Origin of the sequence: Catellatospora methionotrophica (genome assembly GCF_011297335.1) — a bacterium.
Classification (GTDB): domain Bacteria; phylum Actinomycetota; class Actinomycetes; order Mycobacteriales; family Micromonosporaceae; genus Catellatospora; species Catellatospora methionotrophica.
The window spans coordinates 94720-114316 of record NZ_JAAOTJ010000005.1; the positions used below are offsets into that span (position 1 = coordinate 94720).

Annotated in this window: 22 protein-coding genes and 1 tRNA gene; 11 read left to right on the plus strand and 12 right to left on the minus strand. The window is 70.3% G+C overall.

Annotation, left to right across the window (positions count from 1 at the left end):
• Positions 1–133 precede the first annotated feature (133 nt).
• Both HAV40_RS14910 and HAV40_RS14915 read left to right on the plus strand, forming a co-directional pair.
• A complete protein-coding gene (locus tag HAV40_RS14910) occupies positions 134–379 on the plus strand; it encodes a hypothetical protein (RefSeq protein WP_166381575.1) in 246 nt (81 codons plus the stop codon).
• Positions 376–708, plus strand: a complete 333-nt coding sequence (locus HAV40_RS14915) for a hypothetical protein (RefSeq protein WP_166381576.1) — start codon at positions 376–378, stop codon at positions 706–708. Before HAV40_RS14910 ends, HAV40_RS14915 begins: the two co-directional genes overlap by 4 nt.
• Positions 709–720: 12 nt before the next feature.
• Here the strand turns inward: HAV40_RS14915 and HAV40_RS14920 are convergent, their stop codons facing one another.
• Positions 721–1185 (minus strand): hypothetical protein, encoded by a 465-nt coding sequence (locus HAV40_RS14920; RefSeq protein ID WP_166381577.1) that lies wholly within the window; start codon positions 1183–1185, stop codon positions 721–723.
• Positions 1186–1265: 80 nt separating this feature from the next.
• On the opposite strand from HAV40_RS14920, the gene HAV40_RS14925 reads away from it, so the two are divergent.
• From HAV40_RS14925 to HAV40_RS14940, 4 genes are all read left to right on the plus strand, one after another.
• Positions 1266–2126, plus strand: a complete 861-nt coding sequence (locus HAV40_RS14925) for a bifunctional DNA primase/polymerase (protein ID WP_239086134.1) — start codon at positions 1266–1268, stop codon at positions 2124–2126.
• Positions 2123–3637: a YfjI family protein gene (locus HAV40_RS14930; RefSeq protein WP_166381578.1), complete on the plus strand. Its 1515-nt coding sequence runs from the start codon at positions 2123–2125 to the stop codon at positions 3635–3637. Before HAV40_RS14925 ends, HAV40_RS14930 begins: the two co-directional genes overlap by 4 nt.
• 293 nt (positions 3638–3930) lie before the next feature.
• Positions 3931–4137 (plus strand): helix-turn-helix transcriptional regulator, encoded by a 207-nt coding sequence (locus HAV40_RS14935; RefSeq protein ID WP_166381579.1) that lies wholly within the window; start codon positions 3931–3933, stop codon positions 4135–4137.
• A gap of 62 nt (positions 4138–4199) precedes the next feature.
• Positions 4200–5615, plus strand: coding sequence for a tyrosine-type recombinase/integrase (locus HAV40_RS14940; RefSeq protein WP_239086131.1), 1416 nt, complete (start codon positions 4200–4202; stop codon positions 5613–5615).
• Positions 5616–5771: 156 nt separating this feature from the next.
• Here the strand turns inward: HAV40_RS14940 and HAV40_RS14945 are convergent.
• Positions 5772–5858 (minus strand) — tRNA-Ser (locus HAV40_RS14945).
• 75 nt (positions 5859–5933) lie between these two features.
• Here HAV40_RS14945 and HAV40_RS14950 point away from each other — a divergent pair.
• Complete coding sequence (locus tag HAV40_RS14950; RefSeq protein ID WP_166381581.1) at positions 5934–6866, plus strand: NAD(P)H-quinone oxidoreductase; 933 nt, start codon at positions 5934–5936, stop codon at positions 6864–6866.
• Here the strand turns inward: HAV40_RS14950 and HAV40_RS14955 are convergent.
• The 7 genes from HAV40_RS14955 to HAV40_RS14985 form a co-directional block, all read right to left on the minus strand.
• On the minus strand, positions 6863–7561 hold the full coding sequence (locus HAV40_RS14955; protein WP_166381582.1) for a glycosyltransferase family 2 protein: 699 nt from the start codon (positions 7559–7561) through the stop codon (positions 6863–6865). The two genes, HAV40_RS14950 and HAV40_RS14955, sit on opposite strands and share 4 nt — an antisense overlap.
• A 164-nt stretch (positions 7562–7725) precedes the next feature.
• Positions 7726–8307 carry a hypothetical protein gene (locus tag HAV40_RS14960; protein ID WP_166381583.1) on the minus strand — a complete coding sequence of 194 codons (582 nt, stop codon included), beginning with the start codon at positions 8305–8307 and terminating at the stop codon, positions 7726–7728.
• Between the two features lie 34 nt (positions 8308–8341).
• Positions 8342–9757 carry a sensor histidine kinase gene (locus tag HAV40_RS14965; RefSeq protein WP_166381584.1) on the minus strand — a complete coding sequence of 472 codons (1416 nt, stop codon included), beginning with the start codon at positions 9755–9757 and terminating at the stop codon, positions 8342–8344.
• A complete protein-coding gene (locus tag HAV40_RS14970; protein WP_166381585.1) occupies positions 9750–10430 on the minus strand; it encodes a response regulator transcription factor in 681 nt (226 codons plus the stop codon). The genes HAV40_RS14965 and HAV40_RS14970 overlap by 8 nt, the downstream gene beginning before the upstream one ends.
• Before the next feature lie 93 nt (positions 10431–10523).
• Positions 10524–11018: a hypothetical protein gene (locus HAV40_RS14975; RefSeq protein WP_239086129.1), complete on the minus strand. Its 495-nt coding sequence runs from the start codon at positions 11016–11018 to the stop codon at positions 10524–10526.
• An 83-nt stretch (positions 11019–11101) separates the two neighbouring features.
• On the minus strand, positions 11102–12025 hold the full coding sequence (locus HAV40_RS14980) for a rhomboid family intramembrane serine protease (protein ID WP_203671204.1): 924 nt from the start codon (positions 12023–12025) through the stop codon (positions 11102–11104).
• Positions 12026–12035: 10 nt separating this feature from the next.
• Positions 12036–12560 (minus strand): peptidylprolyl isomerase, encoded by a 525-nt coding sequence (locus tag HAV40_RS14985; RefSeq protein ID WP_166381586.1) that lies wholly within the window; start codon positions 12558–12560, stop codon positions 12036–12038.
• A gap of 222 nt (positions 12561–12782) precedes the next feature.
• Here HAV40_RS14985 and HAV40_RS14990 point away from each other — a divergent pair, with 222 nt between their 5' ends.
• Positions 12783–13463 carry a hypothetical protein gene (locus HAV40_RS14990; protein ID WP_166381587.1) on the plus strand — a complete coding sequence of 227 codons (681 nt, stop codon included), beginning with the start codon at positions 12783–12785 and terminating at the stop codon, positions 13461–13463.
• 68 nt (positions 13464–13531) lie between these two features.
• Here HAV40_RS14990 and corA read toward each other — a convergent pair whose 3' ends face one another.
• From corA to HAV40_RS15005, 3 genes are all read right to left on the minus strand, one after another.
• Positions 13532–14683: a magnesium/cobalt transporter CorA gene (gene corA, locus HAV40_RS14995; protein WP_166381588.1), complete on the minus strand. Its 1152-nt coding sequence runs from the start codon at positions 14681–14683 to the stop codon at positions 13532–13534.
• Between the two features lie 417 nt (positions 14684–15100).
• Complete coding sequence (locus HAV40_RS15000) at positions 15101–16195, minus strand: aminotransferase-like domain-containing protein (protein ID WP_166381589.1); 1095 nt, start codon at positions 16193–16195, stop codon at positions 15101–15103.
• Between the two features lie 240 nt (positions 16196–16435).
• Positions 16436–16834 (minus strand): CBS domain-containing protein, encoded by a 399-nt coding sequence (locus HAV40_RS15005; protein ID WP_120321578.1) that lies wholly within the window; start codon positions 16832–16834, stop codon positions 16436–16438.
• A gap of 212 nt (positions 16835–17046) precedes the next feature.
• Here HAV40_RS15005 and HAV40_RS15010 point away from each other — a divergent pair, with 212 nt between their 5' ends.
• From HAV40_RS15010 to HAV40_RS15020, 3 genes are read left to right on the plus strand one after another with little or no spacing between them, the layout of a single operon-like run.
• Entirely contained in the window at positions 17047–17796 is a 750-nt protein-coding gene (locus HAV40_RS15010) for a phosphocholine cytidylyltransferase family protein (RefSeq protein WP_166381590.1), read from the plus strand.
• Entirely contained in the window at positions 17784–18854 is a 1071-nt protein-coding gene (locus tag HAV40_RS15015; RefSeq protein WP_166381591.1) for an iron-containing alcohol dehydrogenase family protein, read from the plus strand. The genes HAV40_RS15010 and HAV40_RS15015 overlap by 13 nt, the downstream gene beginning before the upstream one ends.
• Positions 18841–19545 (plus strand): CDP-alcohol phosphatidyltransferase family protein, encoded by a 705-nt coding sequence (locus HAV40_RS15020; RefSeq protein ID WP_166381592.1) that lies wholly within the window; start codon positions 18841–18843, stop codon positions 19543–19545. The genes HAV40_RS15015 and HAV40_RS15020 overlap by 14 nt, the downstream gene beginning before the upstream one ends.
• Positions 19546–19597: the final 52 nt, after the last annotated feature.

The following is a 19597-nucleotide window of genomic DNA, read 5'->3' on the forward strand; positions in this document are numbered from 1 at the left end:
GGGCGCTAGGTCTAGCGGGCACCCCCGCTAGACCTAGCGCTACCGCTAGGCCCTCAAAGATTCCCTGGCCAGCGCGCTAGCACCTAGCGCGCAGGCCTCCGCACGCCCGAAAACAGGCTCAGGAGGCACAACCATGGACCCCTCGACGTCGCTAGCCACGATCGCCTGCCTCGCCGCACCGGTCGTGACCCTCGGTTACGCCGTCACGTGCGCGGCACGGCCGTTCAAGCCCTGCCCCCGATGCCGCGCCACCGGCTGGCGGGCCGCTCCGCTGCGGCGCGTGCGCCAGTGCGGACGCTGCCGTACGACCGGCCACGTCCCCCGGCGCGGCGTGAAGGTCTACAACCACCTGCGGCGCTTCTCCCGGAGCCTGCGGTGAACCCCCGCGCGATCACCAGCGGGCGACCCGCTCGCGTCAAGCGCGACGTGAGCGCCGGACACCCCGACTGGTGCGAGGGCGGACACCACTGCACGGCCAACACGATGCCGGACGGAGAGCACCAGTCCCGACCGGAGACCTGGCGCACCGACCTCGGGCGCATCGTCGGCACCCGCCTGCGCAACCGCCACGGCCACGACCGGATGGAGCTGCGCGTCGTCCTCGACCTGGCCGACGACGAAGACCTTGCCCAGGCGCAGGCCCGCCACCTCATGGCCGTGACCTACACCGTCGTGCGGCGCGTGTTCGGGGCCGAGCTTAGAGAGTAGGCGCTTGAGCCATCAATGATCTCGCCGTAGGCCACCATTCAGGTCGCGCTTCCAATAGAGACGGGAGTTATCGCAGAAGCCGCATTCCAAGATGTATTGCCCGTGGGTCAAGGTCCCATCTTTGCGGGGGGGCGGACTGAAGCCGTAGATGTCTTTAAGCGGCACTTCCACTTGCTGGCCAGGCATAAGGACACTGAACCTGTTCTCCTGTTCTCCCCCGACGCCTACGCGATATTCACTGATCACCACGTGGTAAATCGGCAGCGGGGATGCGTTTAGAACAACGACGCAGTGCCTGTTGCCATCACGCCAAAAGCCAATGCTGGACGCCTGTTGCTGATACAGGAACTCTTGCGCCTTCTTGTCGCGTTCAAACTCCACCTTGAGTAAGCGGAAAGCCACATATCCGGCAACTCCTGCAAGACACATGCCCCCAAAGGACCCGATGGCGTCAATGACGCTCCAGAAGTCGGCCACGCCGCGACGCTAGCCGCACCTGGCAAGGGTTCCGAACTGCACGAAAAGCCATCACGTCTGTCCCCGATAAGGAGATCTCTGTGCAAAGCCTTATGGACAACGCCCTGAACGCTGCCGCCTGCGGGTGGGCTGTGTTCCCCCTGATCCCCGATGCGAAGGCTCCCGCGATCAGCGCGTGGGAGTCGCGCGCCACCATCGACCCGGACCGTATCCGGCGCTGCTGGTCGTCCGGTCCGTACAACGTCGGCATTGCTACCGGCCCGTCCGGGCTGGTCGTGGTCGACCTGGACAAGCTCAAGGGCGGGGAGCTGCCCGACCCGTGGGCCGACTACGTGCACGGCGGTGAGGTCCTGGCCGAGCTGGAGCGCCGCGCCGGGGTCGCCCCAGTCCCGACCCACGTCGTGGCCACCGGTCGCGGTGGCCGGCACTTGTACTACCGGCACCCGTCCGGCCCTGACCTGCGCAACACTCAGGGCAGGCTGGGGCCGCTGGTCGACACCCGCGCGAACGGCGGGTACATCGTCGGCGCGGGCAGCGTGGTCGACGGCCGGGCTTACCGCACCATCGCGACCGTGCCGGTAGCCGAGCTGCCCGCGTGGCTTTGCGCCGGTCTGGTGCCCGCGCCGCTTCCGGCGCAGGCGCCGGTCACGGTGACGGTTGAGCTGGGCAGCGATCGCGCCGGGCGCTACCTGGCCGCCGCGATCGACGCGCAGGTGCGCCACCTGGAGCAGGCCACCGAGGGCAGCCGCAATCACGCCCTCTACACCTCCGCCGTCGCCCTGGGCCAACTGGTCGCAGGCGGCGCGGTCGGCCCGCAGGAGATTGAAAGCCTGCTGACGCAGGCTGCCTGCCGCATCGGCCTGCGGCCGATGGAGACGGCCCGCACCATCGCCTCCGGCCTGCGCGCCGGAGCGCGACGCCCCCGGACGGTGGCCGTATGACCGCCCAGGTACGCCACCTGGCCGCCGTCCCCGTCGACCAGGCCGCCCAAGGCGGGTGGGACATCCCGGTGCCGGTCGGGTCGACCAGCGCCGCCCCGCCACCCTTCCCCCTCGACGTGCTGCCCGGCTGGGCACGCGACATGGTGGACGCGGTCGCGACGTTCACACAGACCGACCCGTCCATGGGCGCGGGCGTGCTGCTGTCGACCCTGTCGACGGTCGGCGCGCGCCGCCTGGTCGTGGAGGGCAAACCCGGCTGGCGCGAGCCCATCAACACCTACGTCGCGACCGTGGCCGCGCCGGGTGAGCGTAAGACGCCCGTGCACGGCGCGATCACCCGCCCGCTGTTCCAGGCACAGCGGCAGATGGCCGACGCCATCGCGCCGCTGGTGGAGCAGGAAGCCGCTCGGCGCGACATCGCGCAGCGGGTCGCCGAGCAGGCCCGCGCCACCGCCGCCAAGGCCGAGGGCGACCGGCGCGACGCCGCCGTCGCTGAGGCCCTGGCCGCCGTGATGGCCGCCGAGGAGATCGCCGTGCCGACCAAACCACGGCTCATCATCGACGACCACACGCCCGAGGCGCTCGTGTCGCGGATGGCCGAGAACGGCGGGCGTATCGCGGTCATCAGCGACGAGGGCGGGATCTTCGACACCCTCGCCGGGCGCTACTCCGGCAACGTCAACCTTGATCCCTACCTCAAGGGCTACAGCGGCGGGCACCTGTCCAGCGACCGGCAGACCCGCGCCGGGGAGACCATCGAAGACCCGGCGCTCACGGTCGGGGTGATGACCCAGCCGTCCGCGCTGCGCAAGTTCGGCAGCAATCCTGAGCTGTTCGGGCGGGGCCTGCCTGCCCGGTTCTGGTTCATCATGCCGCGCAGCCTGGCCGGATACCGCGATCAGGACTCCCCGCCCGTGCCGGTCGAGGTCGAGGCCCGCTACGAGTCGACCGTCCGCACGCTGGCAACGACGCTGGCCGACTGGGACGGGCCGCGCGTGCTGACCCTCACCGAGGAAGCCAGCCGTGTACGGGCCGCTGCCGCAGCGACCATCGAAGAGCAGCTTCGACCTGGCGGCGCGCTGTCGGACATGCGGGAGTGGGCCAACAAGCTGTTCGGGGCCATGCTGCGGCTGGCCGGGCTGCTCCACCTGGCCCACCACCCGACCGACGCATGGAACCGGCAGATCAGCGACCAGACCATGAGCCAGGCCGCGCAGGTCACCGGGTGGCTGATCTCGCACTATCAAGCCGCCGTCGCCCTGGTCCACGGCGACCCTGCGGGCGAGACGGCACACGAGGTGCTGGCCGTGCTGGTCGCCAAGCAGATGACGACCTTCACCCGGCGTGAGCTTCACCGCCGAGTCCAGCGCAAACTCCCACGCGGCGAGCAGGTGCTAGCCGTACTGGCGACCCTCGCCCAGCACGGCTGGGTCCGGACCACGGCAGGCGGGGACTACGAGCTTCATCCCGCCGCGTCGACCTACATCAACGGCACGCCGAACGGCCGTTGATCTTCCCTGTCACCGTTGTCACCGCTTGTCACCGCCCAGCGGTGACAGCAATTCAGGCCATCTGAGCAGGCAAAACACCATACCGCGGGCGCGATTGTCACCGTGTCACCGCTGTCACCGCTTCCGGCTGGCCCGCTAACCATCCACCACAGTGCGCCGCCCGTGTCCGGCACGGGCGGCACACCCATACCTAGGCACCTACCACCCGCAAATCCTGGCCCTACGGCCATCTGGGGGCGTTTCACAACGCCATCCACACCGGAAGGACCCTAGCGAGCGGACAAGGAGCGACCATGACCACCCCTGCGCTGACCGGCAAGCGTCTTGACCTGCTGACCATCCCTGAGGTCATCGCCGAACTGAGGATCACCCGCAGCACCTTCTACGGCTGGCGCGCTACGGGCAAGGGGCCGAAGTGTCACCGCCTGCCGAACGGTGGCCTGCGTGTCCGCAGAACCGACCTGGACCGCTGGCTGAACGCACTGGAGGACAACGAATGAGCCGTCAACGGGGAGCGTCACGGCCAGGGCCGGACGACCGGAACCTGAGCCATGACGTACGCGTGTGGGCCATCCGCACGACGGAGGGGAAGAAGCGCAAGACCTACAGCGTGCGATGGATCGTCGGAGGCCAGGAGCAACACGACACGTTCGCCACGTTCGCGCTGGCGGACGCATTCCGAGCGAAGCTGATCGGCTACCAGCAGAAGGGCGCGGCATTCGACCTCGCGACCGGCCTGCCGGAACCGATGCTCCGGGAGCTGAACGCGCAGAGCTGGTTCAGCCACGTCCTTGCGTACACAAGCATGAAGTGGGAGAACTCCTCGCCGAACTCCCGCAAGTCAATGGCTGACACCCTGGCGACGGTCACGCCCGCCCTGGTCCGCCAGGACCGCAACCCGCCGCCTACGGCCGAACTCCGCCTGGCAGTGTGGTCCTGGCTGGCCCGCCCCCCGGCGCGGTCAGCGGGCGGGCCGCCGCCCGAGGTGCGCGACGCGCTGCGATGGCTGGAGCGCAACTCGATAGCCCTGGCAGACCTGGAGGACCGGACCACCGGCCCTGAGCTAGTGCGGGCAGCGCTGAACGCGCTCGCTCGCAAGACGACGGGCGGCAAGGCCATGCCCAACACGGTGGCGCGGCGGCGCGCGGTGTTCTTCAACTCACTCGGATACGCGGTTGAGCTGGGACGACTGGCGACCAATCCCATCGACACCGTGGCCTGGCGGTCCGCGAAGGCGGTCGAAACCGTCGACCGGCGCGTGGTCGTCAACCCCGACCAGGCCGAACGGCTGCTAGCCGCAGTTGGCGAGCAGGGAGAGATGGGCGCGCGGCTGGTGGCGTTCTTCGCGCTGATCTACTACGCGGCGACGCGCCCGGCTGAGGCCATCGGCCTGGACGAGCGCGGCCTGTCGCGACTGCCCGCCTCCGGCTGGGGCGAACTGCTGCTCTCCCGTTCCGTCCCCCGATCCGGGGTGGCCTGGAGCAACACCGGCCGGTCGCGGGAGGTGCGGGGGTTGAAGCACCGTGCGGAGGCCGACATTCGGCCGGTCCCGGCGCACCCGCGCCTGGTGGCGCACCTGCACCGGCACGTCGACCGATACGGCTTCGCGCCGGATGGCCGGCTGCTGCACGGGCCGCGCGGCGGGCAGATCAACGAGTCCAGCTACCTGCCCGTCTGGTCCAAGGCGCGCGCTGCGGTGTTCAGCCCGGCCGAGTTGGCATCGCCGCTGGCCCGCAGGCCGTATGACCTGCGGCACGCTGCGGTGAGCACCTGGCTCAACGCGGGGGTGCCCGCAACGCAGGTGGCCGAGTGGGCAGGGCAGAGCGTCGAAGTCCTTCTCAGGGTGTACGCGAAGTGCATCGCTGGGCAGGCGGAGCAGGCGCTAGGCCGGATCGAGCAGGCAACCGGGCTCACCGGCCCGGAGGCCGACGTTTTTCTCCGCAGCAACGACCGCCAGGAACCGGAAACGGGAGCCTGAGCAGGGCTGATCCGGCCCAAATTTCTCCGCGTATTCTCCGCAGACACCCGTGGATCGCCGGTATTCGCCGGTGCCAGTCGGACACGTGTACGAACTAGGGGCCGGATGGGAGATCTCTCCCGACCGGCCCCTAGCTGCGTTTTTGCTGATTATCGGCGGAGGGTAAGGGATTCGAACCCTTGAAGACATCGCTGCCTTAGTGGTTTTCAAGACCACCGCCATCGGCCACTAGGCGAACCCTCCTGGCGTATCGCCGACGACCAGTGTGCCAGACGCGCCGCGCGCCCGCCCGGAGCGGTCTCGGGGCAAGATGGTCTGGTGTACGCGATGACGATCCCCGCCAAGGGCGAACTTGCCTGGTCAGAGGTCCCCGATCCCGTTCCGGCCGAGGGTGAGGCAGTGATCCGGATCGCCGCCACCGCCGTCAACCGCGCCGACCTGCTCCAGGTCGCCGGGGTCTACCCGCCGCCGCCGGGCGCGCCGCCCTATCCGGGGCTGGAGTGTTCCGGCGTCGTCGAGCGGGGCGCCGGTCCGTGGCAGCCGGGCGACGAGGTCTGCGCCCTGCTCGGCGGGGGCGGGTACGCCGAGCTGGTCGCGGTCGACGCGGCGCACGTGCTGCCGGTGCCGGGCGGCGTCGACCTGGTGACCGCGGGCGGGCTGCCGGAGGTGGCGTGCACGGTTTGGTCGAACCTGACCATGGTGGCGGGGCTGCGGGCCGGGGAGACGGTGCTCATCCACGGCGGCGGGAGCGGGGTGGGCACGTTCGCGATCCAGTACGCCAAGGCGCTGGGGGCGCGGGTGGTGGCCACCGCGCGGGCGGCCAAACACGAGCGGCTGCGGGAGCTGGGCGCGGACGAGTGCCTGGACTACACCAGCGACGATTTCACGGACGTCGGCGCGGACGTGATCCTCGACATCATCGGCGCGGCCTATCTGGAGCGCAACGTACGGGCGCTGGCGACCGGCGGGCGGCTGGTCGTGATCGGGCTGCAGGGCGGCACGAAGGCTGAGCTGAACCTCGGTGCGCTGCTGGCCAAGCGGGCCTCGGTGACGGCCACCGCGCTGCGTTCCCGGCCCGCCGCCGAGAAGGCGGCGATCGTGGCGGGGGTGCGGCGGGACATGTGGCCGCTGCTGGCGTCAGGTGCGATCAGGCCGGTGGTGGACCGGACGCTGCCGCTGGCCGAGGCCGCCGCAGCGCAGCGCATCGTCTCGGCCAACGAGCACGTCGGCAAGGTCCTGCTGGTGAACTAGTTCTGCTTCGGCGCGGGGCGCAGCCGCTCACGCATGAGGATCAGCAGCGCCTCGATGCCGTCCATCGCGGTGATCTTCTTGCCCTCTTCGCGGGTGCGGGCGGTGTAGCTGATCGGCACCTCGTACGGCCGGTTCTTGCGGCGCAGGAGCTTGCCGGTGACCTCGGCCTCCATGCCGAAGCCCTTGGACTTGATGTTCAGCGAGCGGTACAGCTCCAGCGGCATCAGCTTGAAGCAGGTCTCCAGGTCGCCGATGTACGAGTTGAACAGCACGTTGGCGAACAGCGTGACGCCCTTGTTGCCCATCACGTACCAGAACGAGAAGGCCGCGTGGCCGCCGAAGCTGCGGTTGCCGTAGACGACCTTGGCGCGGCCGTCGAGCACGGGGCCGAGCAGCTTCGGGATGTCCTTGGGGTCGTACTCCAGGTCGGCGTCCAGGATGACCATGTAGTCACCGGTCGCGGACTCGACGGCGGTGCGGATGGCCGCGCCCTTGCCGGCGTTCTTCGCGTGGTGGAAGGCCTGCAGCCGCGGGTCGTCGCAGGTGTCGAGGATCTCGGCGGTGCGGTCCTTGCTGCCGTCGTTGACCACGACCAGCTCGATCTCGCACGGGTAGTCGACAGCGAGGGCCTGCTTGAGCGCTTCGCCAAGCCGGGCCTCTTCGTTGTAGACCGGCATGAGGATCGATAGCTTCACGGGGCTCTCCGCTGCTGACGCTGGCTGGACCGGCCGAGTCTAGCCCTTGTGCCGGATCCATGCACATCAGGCAAGGTCAGCGCCATATGACAAAAAGGAAGGGCACCTGCTTAACGGCATACGTATAGCAAGGTGCCCTTCCTCACTCGCGGGCGCTGCGGGGCTCAGCGGGCGAGCGGGATGACGATCAGACGGGCGGTGGGGGCGTCGCCCTCCTTCGGACCGGCCAGGGCCACCTGGGCACCGGCCTTCAGCTCGGTGGGCTGGACCGTCGAGCGCTTCTCGACCACCCGCAGCTTCTCGCCGAACTGCCAGGTCTGGGTGAACCCGTCGGCGGACTTCACGATGATCGACTTCGCGTCCACGGCGGTGACGACGCCGCGCTGGACCAGCACCGTGACGGGACCCTTCCTGGTCTCGACGACGGCCTCGCCGTGCTGCACGTCGCGGCGCAGGGCGACCCGCAGCGCGTGGCGCTTGCGCCAGTTGTTCAGCCGCTCGTCGAGCTTCTGCTTGGTCCCGGGCTTGGGCGAGGCGGCCGGGTCGGGCGACGGGGACGCGGTGACGTCCAGTTCGCTCTCGGCGGCGACGAGGTCGACGGGCGCGACGCCCATCGCGGCGAGGGCCTCGGCCTCGACCGAGGCGACCAGGCCGGTGGTGGCTCCGGACACGTCCGACGGGCCGCAGGCGGTCAGGCCCAGCAGCGCGGTCAGGCCCAGGGCGACGGTCAGGCTGAGTTTTCTCATGACCGCAGCCTGCCCCGCTCTCACGCGAGCCTGGTCAGGCCGATGTTCGGGGCAGGTAAACCGTGAACCGGGCGCCGCCCTCGGGGGCGTGGCCCGCCTCGATGGCACCACCGAGGCGGCGGGCCAGCCCGGCCGCCAGGGCCAGGCCAAGTCCACTGCCTGTCTGGCGTACGCCCTGGTAGCGCTGGTGCAGCGCGCCCCGCTGGAAGGCGACGGCCAGGTCGTCGTCGGTGAGGCCGGGTCCCCCGTCGCGTACCTCGATCGCGGTCCGGTCGGGCAGCGGGCGCACCGCGACCACGATCGGGCGGCCGGGCGGCACCACCCGCAGCGCGTTCTCGACCAGCCCGTCGACGATCTGCCGCAGGCGCAGCGGGTCGGTGTGCACCCAGACCTCCCCCGCCGGGACCTCCGCGCGCACCGGCACGCCCGCCTGGACCGCGCGCGGCGCGAACGCCCGCTCGGCCGAGGTGACCAGGGAGACCAGCTCGACGTCGGTGAGCTGGATGGCGAAGTCGGCGGCGTCGAGCCGGGCCAGCGACAGCAGGTCGGCGACCAGGCGGTCCAGGCGTTCGGCCTCGGCGAGCACGGTCTGCCCGACCTCCTGCGCGCCGTCGGGGCCGACGACGCCGTCGGACAGCGCCTCGGCGTACCCCTTGATGGTGGTCAGCGGGGTGCGCAGCTCGTGCGAGATGGACAGCAGGAACTCGCGCTGGCGGCCCTCGCTGGTGGCCAGCGCCTCGGCCAGCTCGTTGATCGAGTGGGCGAGGCGTTCCACCTCCTGGGGGGCCTCGGCGGCCAGGCGCACCGTACGGTCCCCCGAGCTCAGCCGGGCCGCGGCCGTGGCCGCGTTGCGGATCGGGCGGGCCAGCCGCCGTCCCAGCAGCACCCCGGCCAGCACTCCGGCCCCGAGTCCGGCCAGCAGTGGCAGCCACAGGTTGCGCAGCACCTGACGGCTGATGCCGGTGGCGGCGGGCCGGGCCAGCACGACGCCGTCCCCATTGGCGAGCGGGCGACCCTCGATCATGGAGGGCCGGCCGCCGGCCATCGCCAGCCGCTCGCTGACGGGTCTGCCCTGCGCGATCTGCTGCACGACCCGGGCGGGCAGCCCCGGCCGGTCGGCCGCACCGGACGTGATCAGGTATGCGGTGACGTCGCCGTCGAGCTTGCGCAGCTGTTCGATGAGTTTGGCGTCCGCGGCGGGGGCCCGCCGCGAGCGCAGCACCTGGGCGACGACGTCGGTCTGCGAGGCCAGTCCCTCCTGGGCGGCCCGCTCGGTGGCCCGCGCGGCCAGCGGCACCGCCACCAGTGCGCTGACCACCAGCGTGATCAGTGCGACGATCACCCCGGCGAGCACGGCCCGGGTGGTCAGCGTGGAGGTGCTGGCGGTCGGCCGGATCGGGGCGGCCAGCACCCGCATCGGCACGGTGAGGTCGGCGCGGCGGTCAGGCATCGGCGGTGTACCCCACGCCCCGTACGGTGCGCACGACGTGGGCGGCGTCGCCGAGCTTCGCCCGGACCTGCGCCACGTGCACGTCGACGGTGCGGGTGCCGCCGTGCGCGGCGTACCCCCAGACGGTCGACAGCAGCTCGTCGCGGGTGTAGACCCGCCCGGGGCGGCTCATCAGGTGCGCCAGCAGGTCGAACTCGGTGCTGGTCAGGTGTACGGCGACGCCGCCGACGGTGACCTCCCGCCGGGCGGGGTCGAGCCGCACCGGCCCGACGGCGCGGCTGCGGTCGGGCTCGGGGATGCCGCCCGCGCGGCGCAGCACCGCCTTGAGCCGCGCCACCAGCTCCCGCGGGCTGAACGGCTTGGTCAGGTAGTCGTCGGCGCCCAGCTCCAGCCCGACGATCCGGTCGACCTCGTCGTCGCGCGCGGTGAGGAAGATGATCGGCACCCAGATGTCCTCGGCCCGCAGCCGGCGGCAGATCTCCGTCCCGTCCATCGACGGCAGCGCGATGTCCAGCACGCACGCGGTCGGCCGCAGCCTGCGCGCCGCGGCGAGCCCGGCGGCCCCGTCGGACTCGACCTGCACGCCGTAGCCGTCCCGCTGTAGGTACAGCCGGATCAGGTCGGCAATGGGCCGCTCGTCCTCGACGACGAGCACCAGCCCCTTCTCGCTCACGCCGCCATCATGTCCGACCCGTGTACGAGCAACGTAAGCGCGCCGCAAACCTCGCCCTACGAAAGGCGATCCCGGCGGCGCGGGCAGCGCGGGTCAGGCACCGACGAGGTGGTCGGCGAAGGAGGCGTAGGGGGTGCTGTTCAGGCCCGCGGTGCGCTGGGCGATCAGCTTGGGCTTGAAGACGTGGGAGAAGAGGGCGTCCAGGTGCCATACCTGCTTGGGGTGCCCGGCGTGGATCCAGAAGCGCTCGCGGATGCCGTCGACGGCCGTGGCGGCGAACTCGATCGCGGCCAGGCGCGGGTCCGGGTGCCAGGTGACGTTGGCGAGGTGGCGCAGGTCGGTGTTCAGGTGCAGGCGCAGCCGGCGCATGATCCGGCTCTCCTGGGTGATCACCAGTCGGCGGTACGTCAGCAGCATCAGGAAATCGCGGCCGAGCGGGCGCTCGGGGCGCAGGGCGCGGGCGACGAGCACGGTGGCGTCACCGGCTTCGACACAGCGCCGGAAGATCGGCATGTGCCGACTGACCGTGGCCATGGGAATGCCGGCTTCGCCGGTGGCGGGAAGGAACGTACGCGAGAAGACGTCCATGTAAGGACCAACGAGCGCGCGTGACACACGTCACGCGCGTCACTCATGCGGGCAATGGTTCGAGAATCTTCCCGGCCGTCCGGTCAGCCCGCCAGCGAGATCCCCACCGTGACCGCGACCAGCGCCAGGAACACCGCGCCCAGCACGCCGCCCTGCACCAGCGTCCGGTTCTCGCGCGGCGCGTACGCCAGCCCGAGCCCGCACACCGCGCCCGTGACCAGGCCACCGAGGTGACCCTGCCAGGAGATGCCGTCGATGGAGAAGCTGAGCAGCACGTTGATCGCGATGATCGGGATGACCGACATGGCGTCGCGGCCGAGTCTCTTCAGCACGAAGAAGTACGCCGCGAACAGGCCGTAGATCGCCGTGGACGCGCCCGCCGACAGCGCGTCGGGGCTGAGCACGTAGCAGGCGACGTTGCCGCCGAAGCCGCAGAGCAGGTACAGCGCGAGGAAGCGGATCGGGCCCAGCGCCGCCTCCAGCGAGCGGCCCAGCACCCACAGCGCCCACATGTTCAGGGCCAGGTGCAGGATCCCGTAGTGGATGAACATCGCGGTGAACATCCGGTAGTACGCGCCGTCGTCGATGCCCGTGTACACCTGCAGGCAGTGGCCGGTGCCGTCGTCGGAGCAGAAGGACGGGCCGGTGACGCCGCCGAGGAACTGGATGTCGGTGGCCCCGGTGAACAGGCCTCCGTCGAAGGCCGCCCGCGCACCGACGAGGACCAGCCCGAGCAGGAACACCGCCACGTTGACGCCGATCAGCGCCTTGGTGACGTAGCCGTGCATGCCCGCCTGGGAGCCGCCGAAATGGGTCAGGGCCGGACGCTGGGTGCGCCGGCCCTCGGCCACGCAGCCGGGACAGTGGTGGCCCACCGACGCCGGGATCATGCAGTCCGGGCAGATGGGCTTCTCACATCTGCTGCATTTGAGGTGCGTCTCCCGCCCCGGGTGGCGGTAGCAGCTCGGAATGGGCGGCAGGCCACCCTGGGGTGCGGGAGACGTCATGGATGCGAGATTAGCGCTCGATGTCGATGCGCTCGATGACGATCGCCTCGCGGGGCTTGTCGCCGGCGTCGGTCGGCGTGCTGGAGATCGCGTCGACGACCTTCTGCGAGTCCGCGTCGGCGACCTTGCCGAAGATCGTGTGCTTGAAGTTCAGCCAGTTCGTGGCACCGGTGGTGATGAAGAACTGCGACCCGTTGGTCTTCGGGCCGGCGTTCGCCATCGCCAGGATGTACTTCTCGCTGAAGCTGAGCTCCGGGTGGAACTCGTCGTCGAACGTGTACCCCGGGCCACCACGGCCGGTGCCGGTCGGGTCACCAGTCTGGATCATGAAACCGTCGATCACCCGGTGGAACGGGGTGCCGTCGTAGTACGGGCCGGTGATCGGCTGGCCGGTACGCGGGTCGGTCGCCCCCTCCCGGGTGCCCTCGGCCAGCTCCACGAAGTTCTTGACGGTCTTCGGGGCGTGGTTCGGGTAGAGCTCCAGGCGGATGGGACCGGCGCTGGTGTGCAGGACGGCGAAACGGGCGTCAGCCACGGCTAACTCCTGATATTCGAGTGGTTGGTTACCGACAGATTCTCCCATGTGCCCGTTCCGGGTGTGCGACGGCGTCCGGCGAGGCAGGATGGCAGGCAGGGACATGAACGGGGCGCGCTTTCGTCATGACGGCGCGCCCTGCGATACCACCGCACGGGCGCGGGGGCGCCTGGAGCGATCGTCTGTCCGGCGCGGGGGCGCCGGGCAGGAAGGCGGGGGATGATGCTCGGATTTCACAAGAAGACGCGCGGCGAGCTGATGCGCGAGGAAATGGGCCAGAGCTGGGACCATTTCCTGCAGGCGGCGACCCATGCCGCCGGCGGGGTCGGGGCGTCCTTCGGCCCGACCACCGGACGCATGCGCCGAGCCACTTCACGCGGTATGGGCACGACGGCGTCCGCTCTCGCGCCGCTCGCCGCGGCGTACCGGGAGGGGGCCACCGACGCCCTGCACGCCAGCAAGAAGGCTCACGCCAAGGCGCGCAAGAGCAAGAAAGGGGGCCATGTGTCGGGCAAGGGCAACACCGGGATGCTGATCGGGCTGCTCGCCGCGGGCGCGGCCGTCGGCATCGCCGGTGCGCTGGTCATGAAGCGCCGCCGCCAGCAGCAGTGGTCGGAGTACGACCCGAGCCAGGCGCTGGAGTCGATGCGCTCGGAGAGCAAGTCGATGACGGACAAGTCCGCCGGCAAGGCGGACACCATGATCGACAAGGCGACGCACCACACCAGCAAGGCGATGGACAAGACGGCCGACAAGCTGCACGAGGCGGCGTCCACGCTCAAGAACGGCGGCCGGGACACCATGAAGTCCAAGGTCGACGACGCGGCCGAGGCGGCCAACGACGCGACGGACAGTTTCGCGTCGAAGTACTCCTCCAGCGGCTCCAAGAACGGCCGCATGTAACCGCAGAGCACCTGGCGAAGGGCGCCTTCACGACGTAGAGCGTGGTGAAGGCGCCCTTCCGCTGTCTTTCAGAGCCAGCCGGAGCGGCGCAGCAGGCGGTAGATGGCGAAGGAGAAGCCGAGCATCACGGTCAGGACCATGGGGTAGCCGTACTTCCAGTGGGTCTCGGGCATGAAGTCGAAGTTCATGCCGTAGATCCCGGCGATGGCGGTCCAGACGGCGGCGATACTCGCCCAGGCGGCGACCTTGCGCATGTCGTTGTTCTGGTCGACGGTCACCTGTGCCAAGCGCGCCTGCATGATCGAGATCAGCAGGTCGTCGAAGGTGCCCACCTGCTCCACCACCCGCGCCAGGTGGTCCTGCACGTCCCGGAAGTACTTGCGCAGCTCCTTGGTCACCTCGGGGGTGTCGCCGATCAGCGAGTGCAGCGGCCGCTGCAGTGGCAGCACCGCCCGCTTGAACTCGACCAGTTCCCGCTTGAGCTGGTAGATGCGCTGCATCCGGCCGCTGGAGTCGCGGGCGAAGACGCTCTCCTCGATCAGGTCGACGTCCTGGCTGATCCCGTCGGCGGCCTCCACGAACAGGTCGACCACGTGGTCGAGCACCCCGTACGCCACCGCCCAGGGGCCCTGCTTGAGCAGCTCGGGCCGGGCCTCCAGGTGCTCGCGCACCGGCTTGAGGCGGCAGGCCTCGCCGTGGCGTACGGAGATCACGAAGTCGGGACCGATGAACAGCATGATCTGCCCGGTCTCCACCACCTCGGAGTGCTCGGTCAGCTCCTTGTGCTCGACGTAGCGGGCCGCCCGCAGGGCCAGGAAGTGCACGTCGCCGAACTGCTCCAGCTTGGGCCGCTGCCCTGCGCTGATCACGTCCTCGACGGCCAGTTCGTGCAGGTCGAACGCCTCGGCGATGCCCGCCATCTGCTGCTCGCCGGGGGCGTGCAGGCCGAGCCAGACGAACCCGCCCCGGTGCGTACGCGCCTTCGCCAGCGCCGCGCGGTAGTCGCCGTTCGCCGGCTGGCGGATGCCGTCGAGGTAGACCGCGCAGTCCACGATCGCGTCGCGGTGCTCACCGGGCTGCGCGGGCACCGGGACGTCGGCGTCGCCGCTCAGCCCGACCAGCCGGCCCACCGCGCGGGCGGGGGCGGTGAAGGCGCGGGTCAGGCGATCGCCGTTGGAGGACCGCCGACCGTTGTCGTCTCGGATGTCGTCAACCACCATCGCCCCCTTCGCCGGGTCGCCGACCACCCGGAGACTCCGCAGACAGGCTACTTGCCGCCGCTCGCGGGGGGCATCGCGCGTGATCGTGAGTGGACCGGGCGCGGCGGGTGAAAAGAGGCGCCGGGTGGACCGTGTGGGCCGCTATCGGGGGGAATGCGGCTCGGTCCACCCGGCACCGGAGCGCCACCCGGGGTGGGGGGTGGGTGACGTTCCTTTTTCATTGGGGGCGGGGGCAATGCGGGCGGGGCCCCACGCGCCACGAGGTCGATCACCGGCAAGGCGGGTGTTCGTCACTCGGTCGGCGACAGGCGCCCGACGCATTGTGATCCTCGTAACCTGGCGAGGGGAACCCCACCCGCCCCCGATGTGACTGTCAGAAATACGACAGAAAGGCCGTCGGATATCCGAACCGTCGTATCAACCGCGAACGGCGTCGATGGCCTCGGCCAGCCGGCGTACGCCCTCGTCGATCTGGTCCGCGGTCACCGCGCTGAACGCCAGCCGCAGGGCGTTCTCGCCGCCCTCCAGCAGGAAGTCCGAACCCTTCACCACGGCCACGCCGCGCTCGGCGGCCGCCGGGAGCACCTTGTCGACGTGTACGTCCGCCGGCAGCTCGATCCACAGGAAGTAGCCGCCGTCGGGCTCGGTGAACGAGACCCCGTCGATCCGCTTGCGCAGCGACTCGGCCAGCACCGTGGCGCGCTCGGCCAGCGCGGCGCTGACCGTGGCCACCGAGCGGTCGATGTCGCCGGAGGCGCAGAACTCGTACACGATGCCCTGCGCGACCTGGCCCGCCGAGATGTACAGGTTGGTGGCCTTGCCCGCGATCGCGTCGATCATGGACTTGTCGCCGACCAGGTAACCGACCCGGACACCCGGGCAGACGGTCTTGGTGAACGAGCTGGCGTGCACCACGACGCCCGCGGTGTCCAGCGACAGCATCGTCGGCAGCGCCTCGCCCCGGAACCGGATGTCGACGTACGGGTCGTCCTCGAAGATCGTGAAGCCGTACTCCCGGGCCAGCGCGAGCAGCTCGTGCCGCTTGGCCTCGGACAGTGTCACGCCCGCCGGGTTCTGGTAGTTCGGGATGATGTGCGCGAGCTTCGGGCGCACCCCCGACTCCAGCAGGGCGCGCAGCTCGGCGGTGTCGACGCCGTCAGGGTGCAGCGTCACCTGGTGCACGACCGCGCCGAGGTTCTGCAGGTTCAGCAGCGTGCGGTCATAGGTCGGCTTCTCCACCACGACGTGGTCGCCGGGCTGGACGAGGTGGTTGAACAGGAAGGCGTCGGCCTGCAGGGATCCGTTGGTGACCAGCACCTGGTCGACGGCGACCCCGTGCTTGGCCGCGATCCACTTGCGGAGCGGGCCGTAGCCGTAGGAGTTGCCGTAAGCGGTGAGGCCGGCCGGGTCGTTGGCGAAGGCGCGGACAGCCGCGGCGCTGAGCCCTTCGACATCGACGATGTCGAGGCTCGGAGCGCCCCGGGCGAACGAGATGAGCTGCTCGGCGGTCATGTTGACAGGTTAATGCGACCGAAATGCGAGACCGCTCCACCCGCCCCTTCGTGTCATCCGCCATGATCACGACGATCCTTGCCGAACCCAGCCCCGCCCACCGCAAGACCCGCGCCCCTCCGGCCACAACTCTTCAAGAGTTGCGGCCTGGGGGCGTGCCGGATCGCGCAACTCTTTAAGAGTTGCGCATGGAGGCGTCGGGACGCGGGTCGGGCGGGTCGGCTGGGTCGTCGGCGTGGGTTAGACGGAGGCGGCGGCTTCGGCGCGGCGCAGGGCCCATACGCGCATCAGGTCGCGGACGGAGATGATGCCCAGGACCTCGTCGCCGTCGAGGACGACCAGGTGGCGGAAGCCGCCCCGGGCCATCGCCATGGCGGCCTCCTCCAGGCTCCAGTGCGGCGCGGCGTAGACGACATCCCAGGTGATGTGGTTGGCGCACTGCTCCACATCCGGGTCGAGACCGGAGCCGATGGCGTTGAGGACGTCGCGCTCGGTCATGATGCCGAGCCCTTCACCGTCCGGGTCTATCACGATCGCCGAGCCCACCCGGCGCATCGCCATCAGCTGGGCCGCCTGGCGCAACGTGTGCTGTGGGCCGACCATCAGGACCGGCTTGCTCATCGCCTCACGAACGTGCATGACGTGCGCCTGTGCAGCGTTAGCCATATGCAATCACCCCTTCGGAACGCAACCCCATTGAAACGCACCGTACGGACATCTTGGGCCGGGTTGTGGGCAACTCACAAGACTTGTTATAGGTCGCGGCTTGTGCTGGCTCGGCCGCCACGCTCAGGTGCAGTAGCCTTCACCAGCGACGAAACACCCTCCGTACCCCCCTCGAAGGAGCCTCCATGATCGGGATGGTGCTGGCCGCGGGCGCTGGACGCCGGCTGCGCCCCTACACCGACACGCTGCCCAAGGCCCTGGTGCCGGTGGACGGTGAGACGACGATCTTCGACATCGCCCTGCGCAACCTGGCCGCGGTAGGGCTGACCGAGGTCGTCGTCGTGGTGGGCTACCGGGCCGAGGCCGTGCAGGCCCGCCAGGCGGCCCTGGAGAGCAAGTACGGCGTCACCCTCACCCTCGTGCACAACGACAAGGCCGAGGAGTGGAACAACGCGTACTCCCTCTGGCTGGCCCGCGAGCACTTCGCCCGGGGTGTGCTGCTGGTCAACGGCGACACCGTGCACCCGGTCTCGGTCGAGCACACGCTGCTGGCCGCCGAGCAGGCCGCCGAGCACGCCGACGCGGGCATCGTGCTGGCCCTCGACGACCACAAGACGCTGGCCGACGAGGAGATGAAGGCGATCTTCCACGAGGACGGCCGACTCGCGAAGATCACGAAGCTGATGGACCCGGCCACCGCGCACGGGGAGTACATCGGCGCGACCCTGATCCGCCCCGAGGCCGCGCAGGCGCTCGCCGACGCGCTCCAGGCCACCTTCGAGCGCGACCCGAACCTCTACTACGAGGACGGCTACCAGGAACTGGCCAACCGGGGCGGCGTCATCCGCGGCGCGTCCATCGGGCAGATCCCCTGGGTGGAGGTCGACAACCACGCCGACCTGGCCCGCGCGCGGGAGATCGCATGCCACTACTGACCCGCTCGGTGCAGACCCCGCTGAGCATCGACGTCCGGCGGGGCGCCGTCGCGGGCCTCGCCGCGCTGCTGGCCGACCGGCGCATCTCCGGCGGCGGCGACGTCGCGGTCGTGGTCGGCCCCGGTCAGGGTCAGCGCATCGTCGACCTGATCGGCGCGTCCCTGGAGCGCGCCGAGTTCATCAACATCGAGGGCGGCACCCTCGAATCAGCGCTCGACCTGGGGCAGCGCCTGCGCGGGCGCAACTACGACGCGGTCGTCGGCATCGGCGGCGGCCGCACCATCGACACCACCAAGTACGCGGCGTCGCGGTACGGCATTCCGATGGTCAGCGTGGCGACCAGCCTCGCCAACGACGGCATCGCCTCGCCCATAGCGACCCTCGACCACGACGGCGGGCGGCCCTCCTACGGCGTGCACATCCCGCTGGCGGTGGTCGTGGACCTCGACTTCGTCGAGGCCGGGCCGGACCGGCAGACCCGCTCGGGCATCGGCGAGACGCTGAGCAACGTCAGCGCCATCGCCGACTGGGAACTGGCCCACCGGGTACGCGGCGAGCCCGTCGACGGGCTCGCGGTGGCGATGGCCCGGTCCGGGGCCGAAGCGGTGATCAACCACCCGGGCGACGCCACCGACGACGGCTTCATGACGCTGCTCGCCGAAGCCCTGATCACCACCGGCCTGGCCATGGCCATCTGCGGCACCTCGCGGCCGTCCAGCGGCGGCTGCCACGAGATCTCGCACGCGTTGGACATCCTGCGGCCGGGCACCGCGGCGCACGGCGAGCAGTGCGGCGTCGGCGCGCTGTTCTGCACCTACCTGCGGGCGTCGGTCGACAAGGCGTACGAGCCGAGGTTTGCGCAGCTCAACGCGTGCCTGAAGCGGCACGGCCTGCCGCGCACCCCCGCCGACCTGGGCCTGACCGCCGACGAGTTCGCCGACGCGGTGGAGTTCGCCCCGCGCACCCGCCCCGACCGCTACACCATCCTCGAACACCTCGACCTCAGCCGCAGCGAGCTGGGCGGGCGGGTGGCAGACTACGCGGATGCCGTCCACTGACACGCTGACCACGCCCCGTCCCCGGGTCGCCGACTTCTACGCGGTGAACCGGGGCGGCGGGCTGTTCTCCGAGGCGTTCAGCCAGCGCCTGGGCGCGGTGTTCGCCCTGGTCGCGGCCCGCATGGGGCTCAAGCCGACGCACCTGACCCTGCTCAACCTGGTGCTCGGCATCGCCGTGTCGGTGGTGCTGGTGCTGCGCGCCCAGGACGGCACGGCCGCGATCACCCCGCTGTACGGGCTGCTCGCGCTGCTCGGCTGGCAGGTGGCGTACTCGCTGGACTGCGCGGACGGGCAGCTGGCCCGGGTGACCCGCCAGGGCAGTGCTGCGGGCGCCCGCATCGACATCCTGTGCGACGTGGCCTCGCAGATCCTGCTGGTCACCGCCCTGGTGGCGGTGGGACGGCCGCCGCTGTGGCTGGGCGCGCTGTTCGCCGCCTCCTGGATGGTCAACCTCGTCACCAGCGTGCTCGCCACCCAGGGCGACGCGAACTCGATGATGACCTCGACCTCGCTGCCGGTCCGCATCGTGAAGCTGGTCCGCGACTACGGCGCGGTGATCTTCGTCGCCGGGCTGGTACTGACCCTGGCCCCCGCGCTGACGATCTGGTTCATCGCCGCGTTCACCGTGGTCAACTTCGGCTTCCTCCTCGCCAGCATCACCTTCACCGCCCGCACGGCGCTACGCGGCTGACCCCTTCCGCAACTCTTAAAGACTTGTGCCCTCAGAGCTGCTCTGAGGGCAC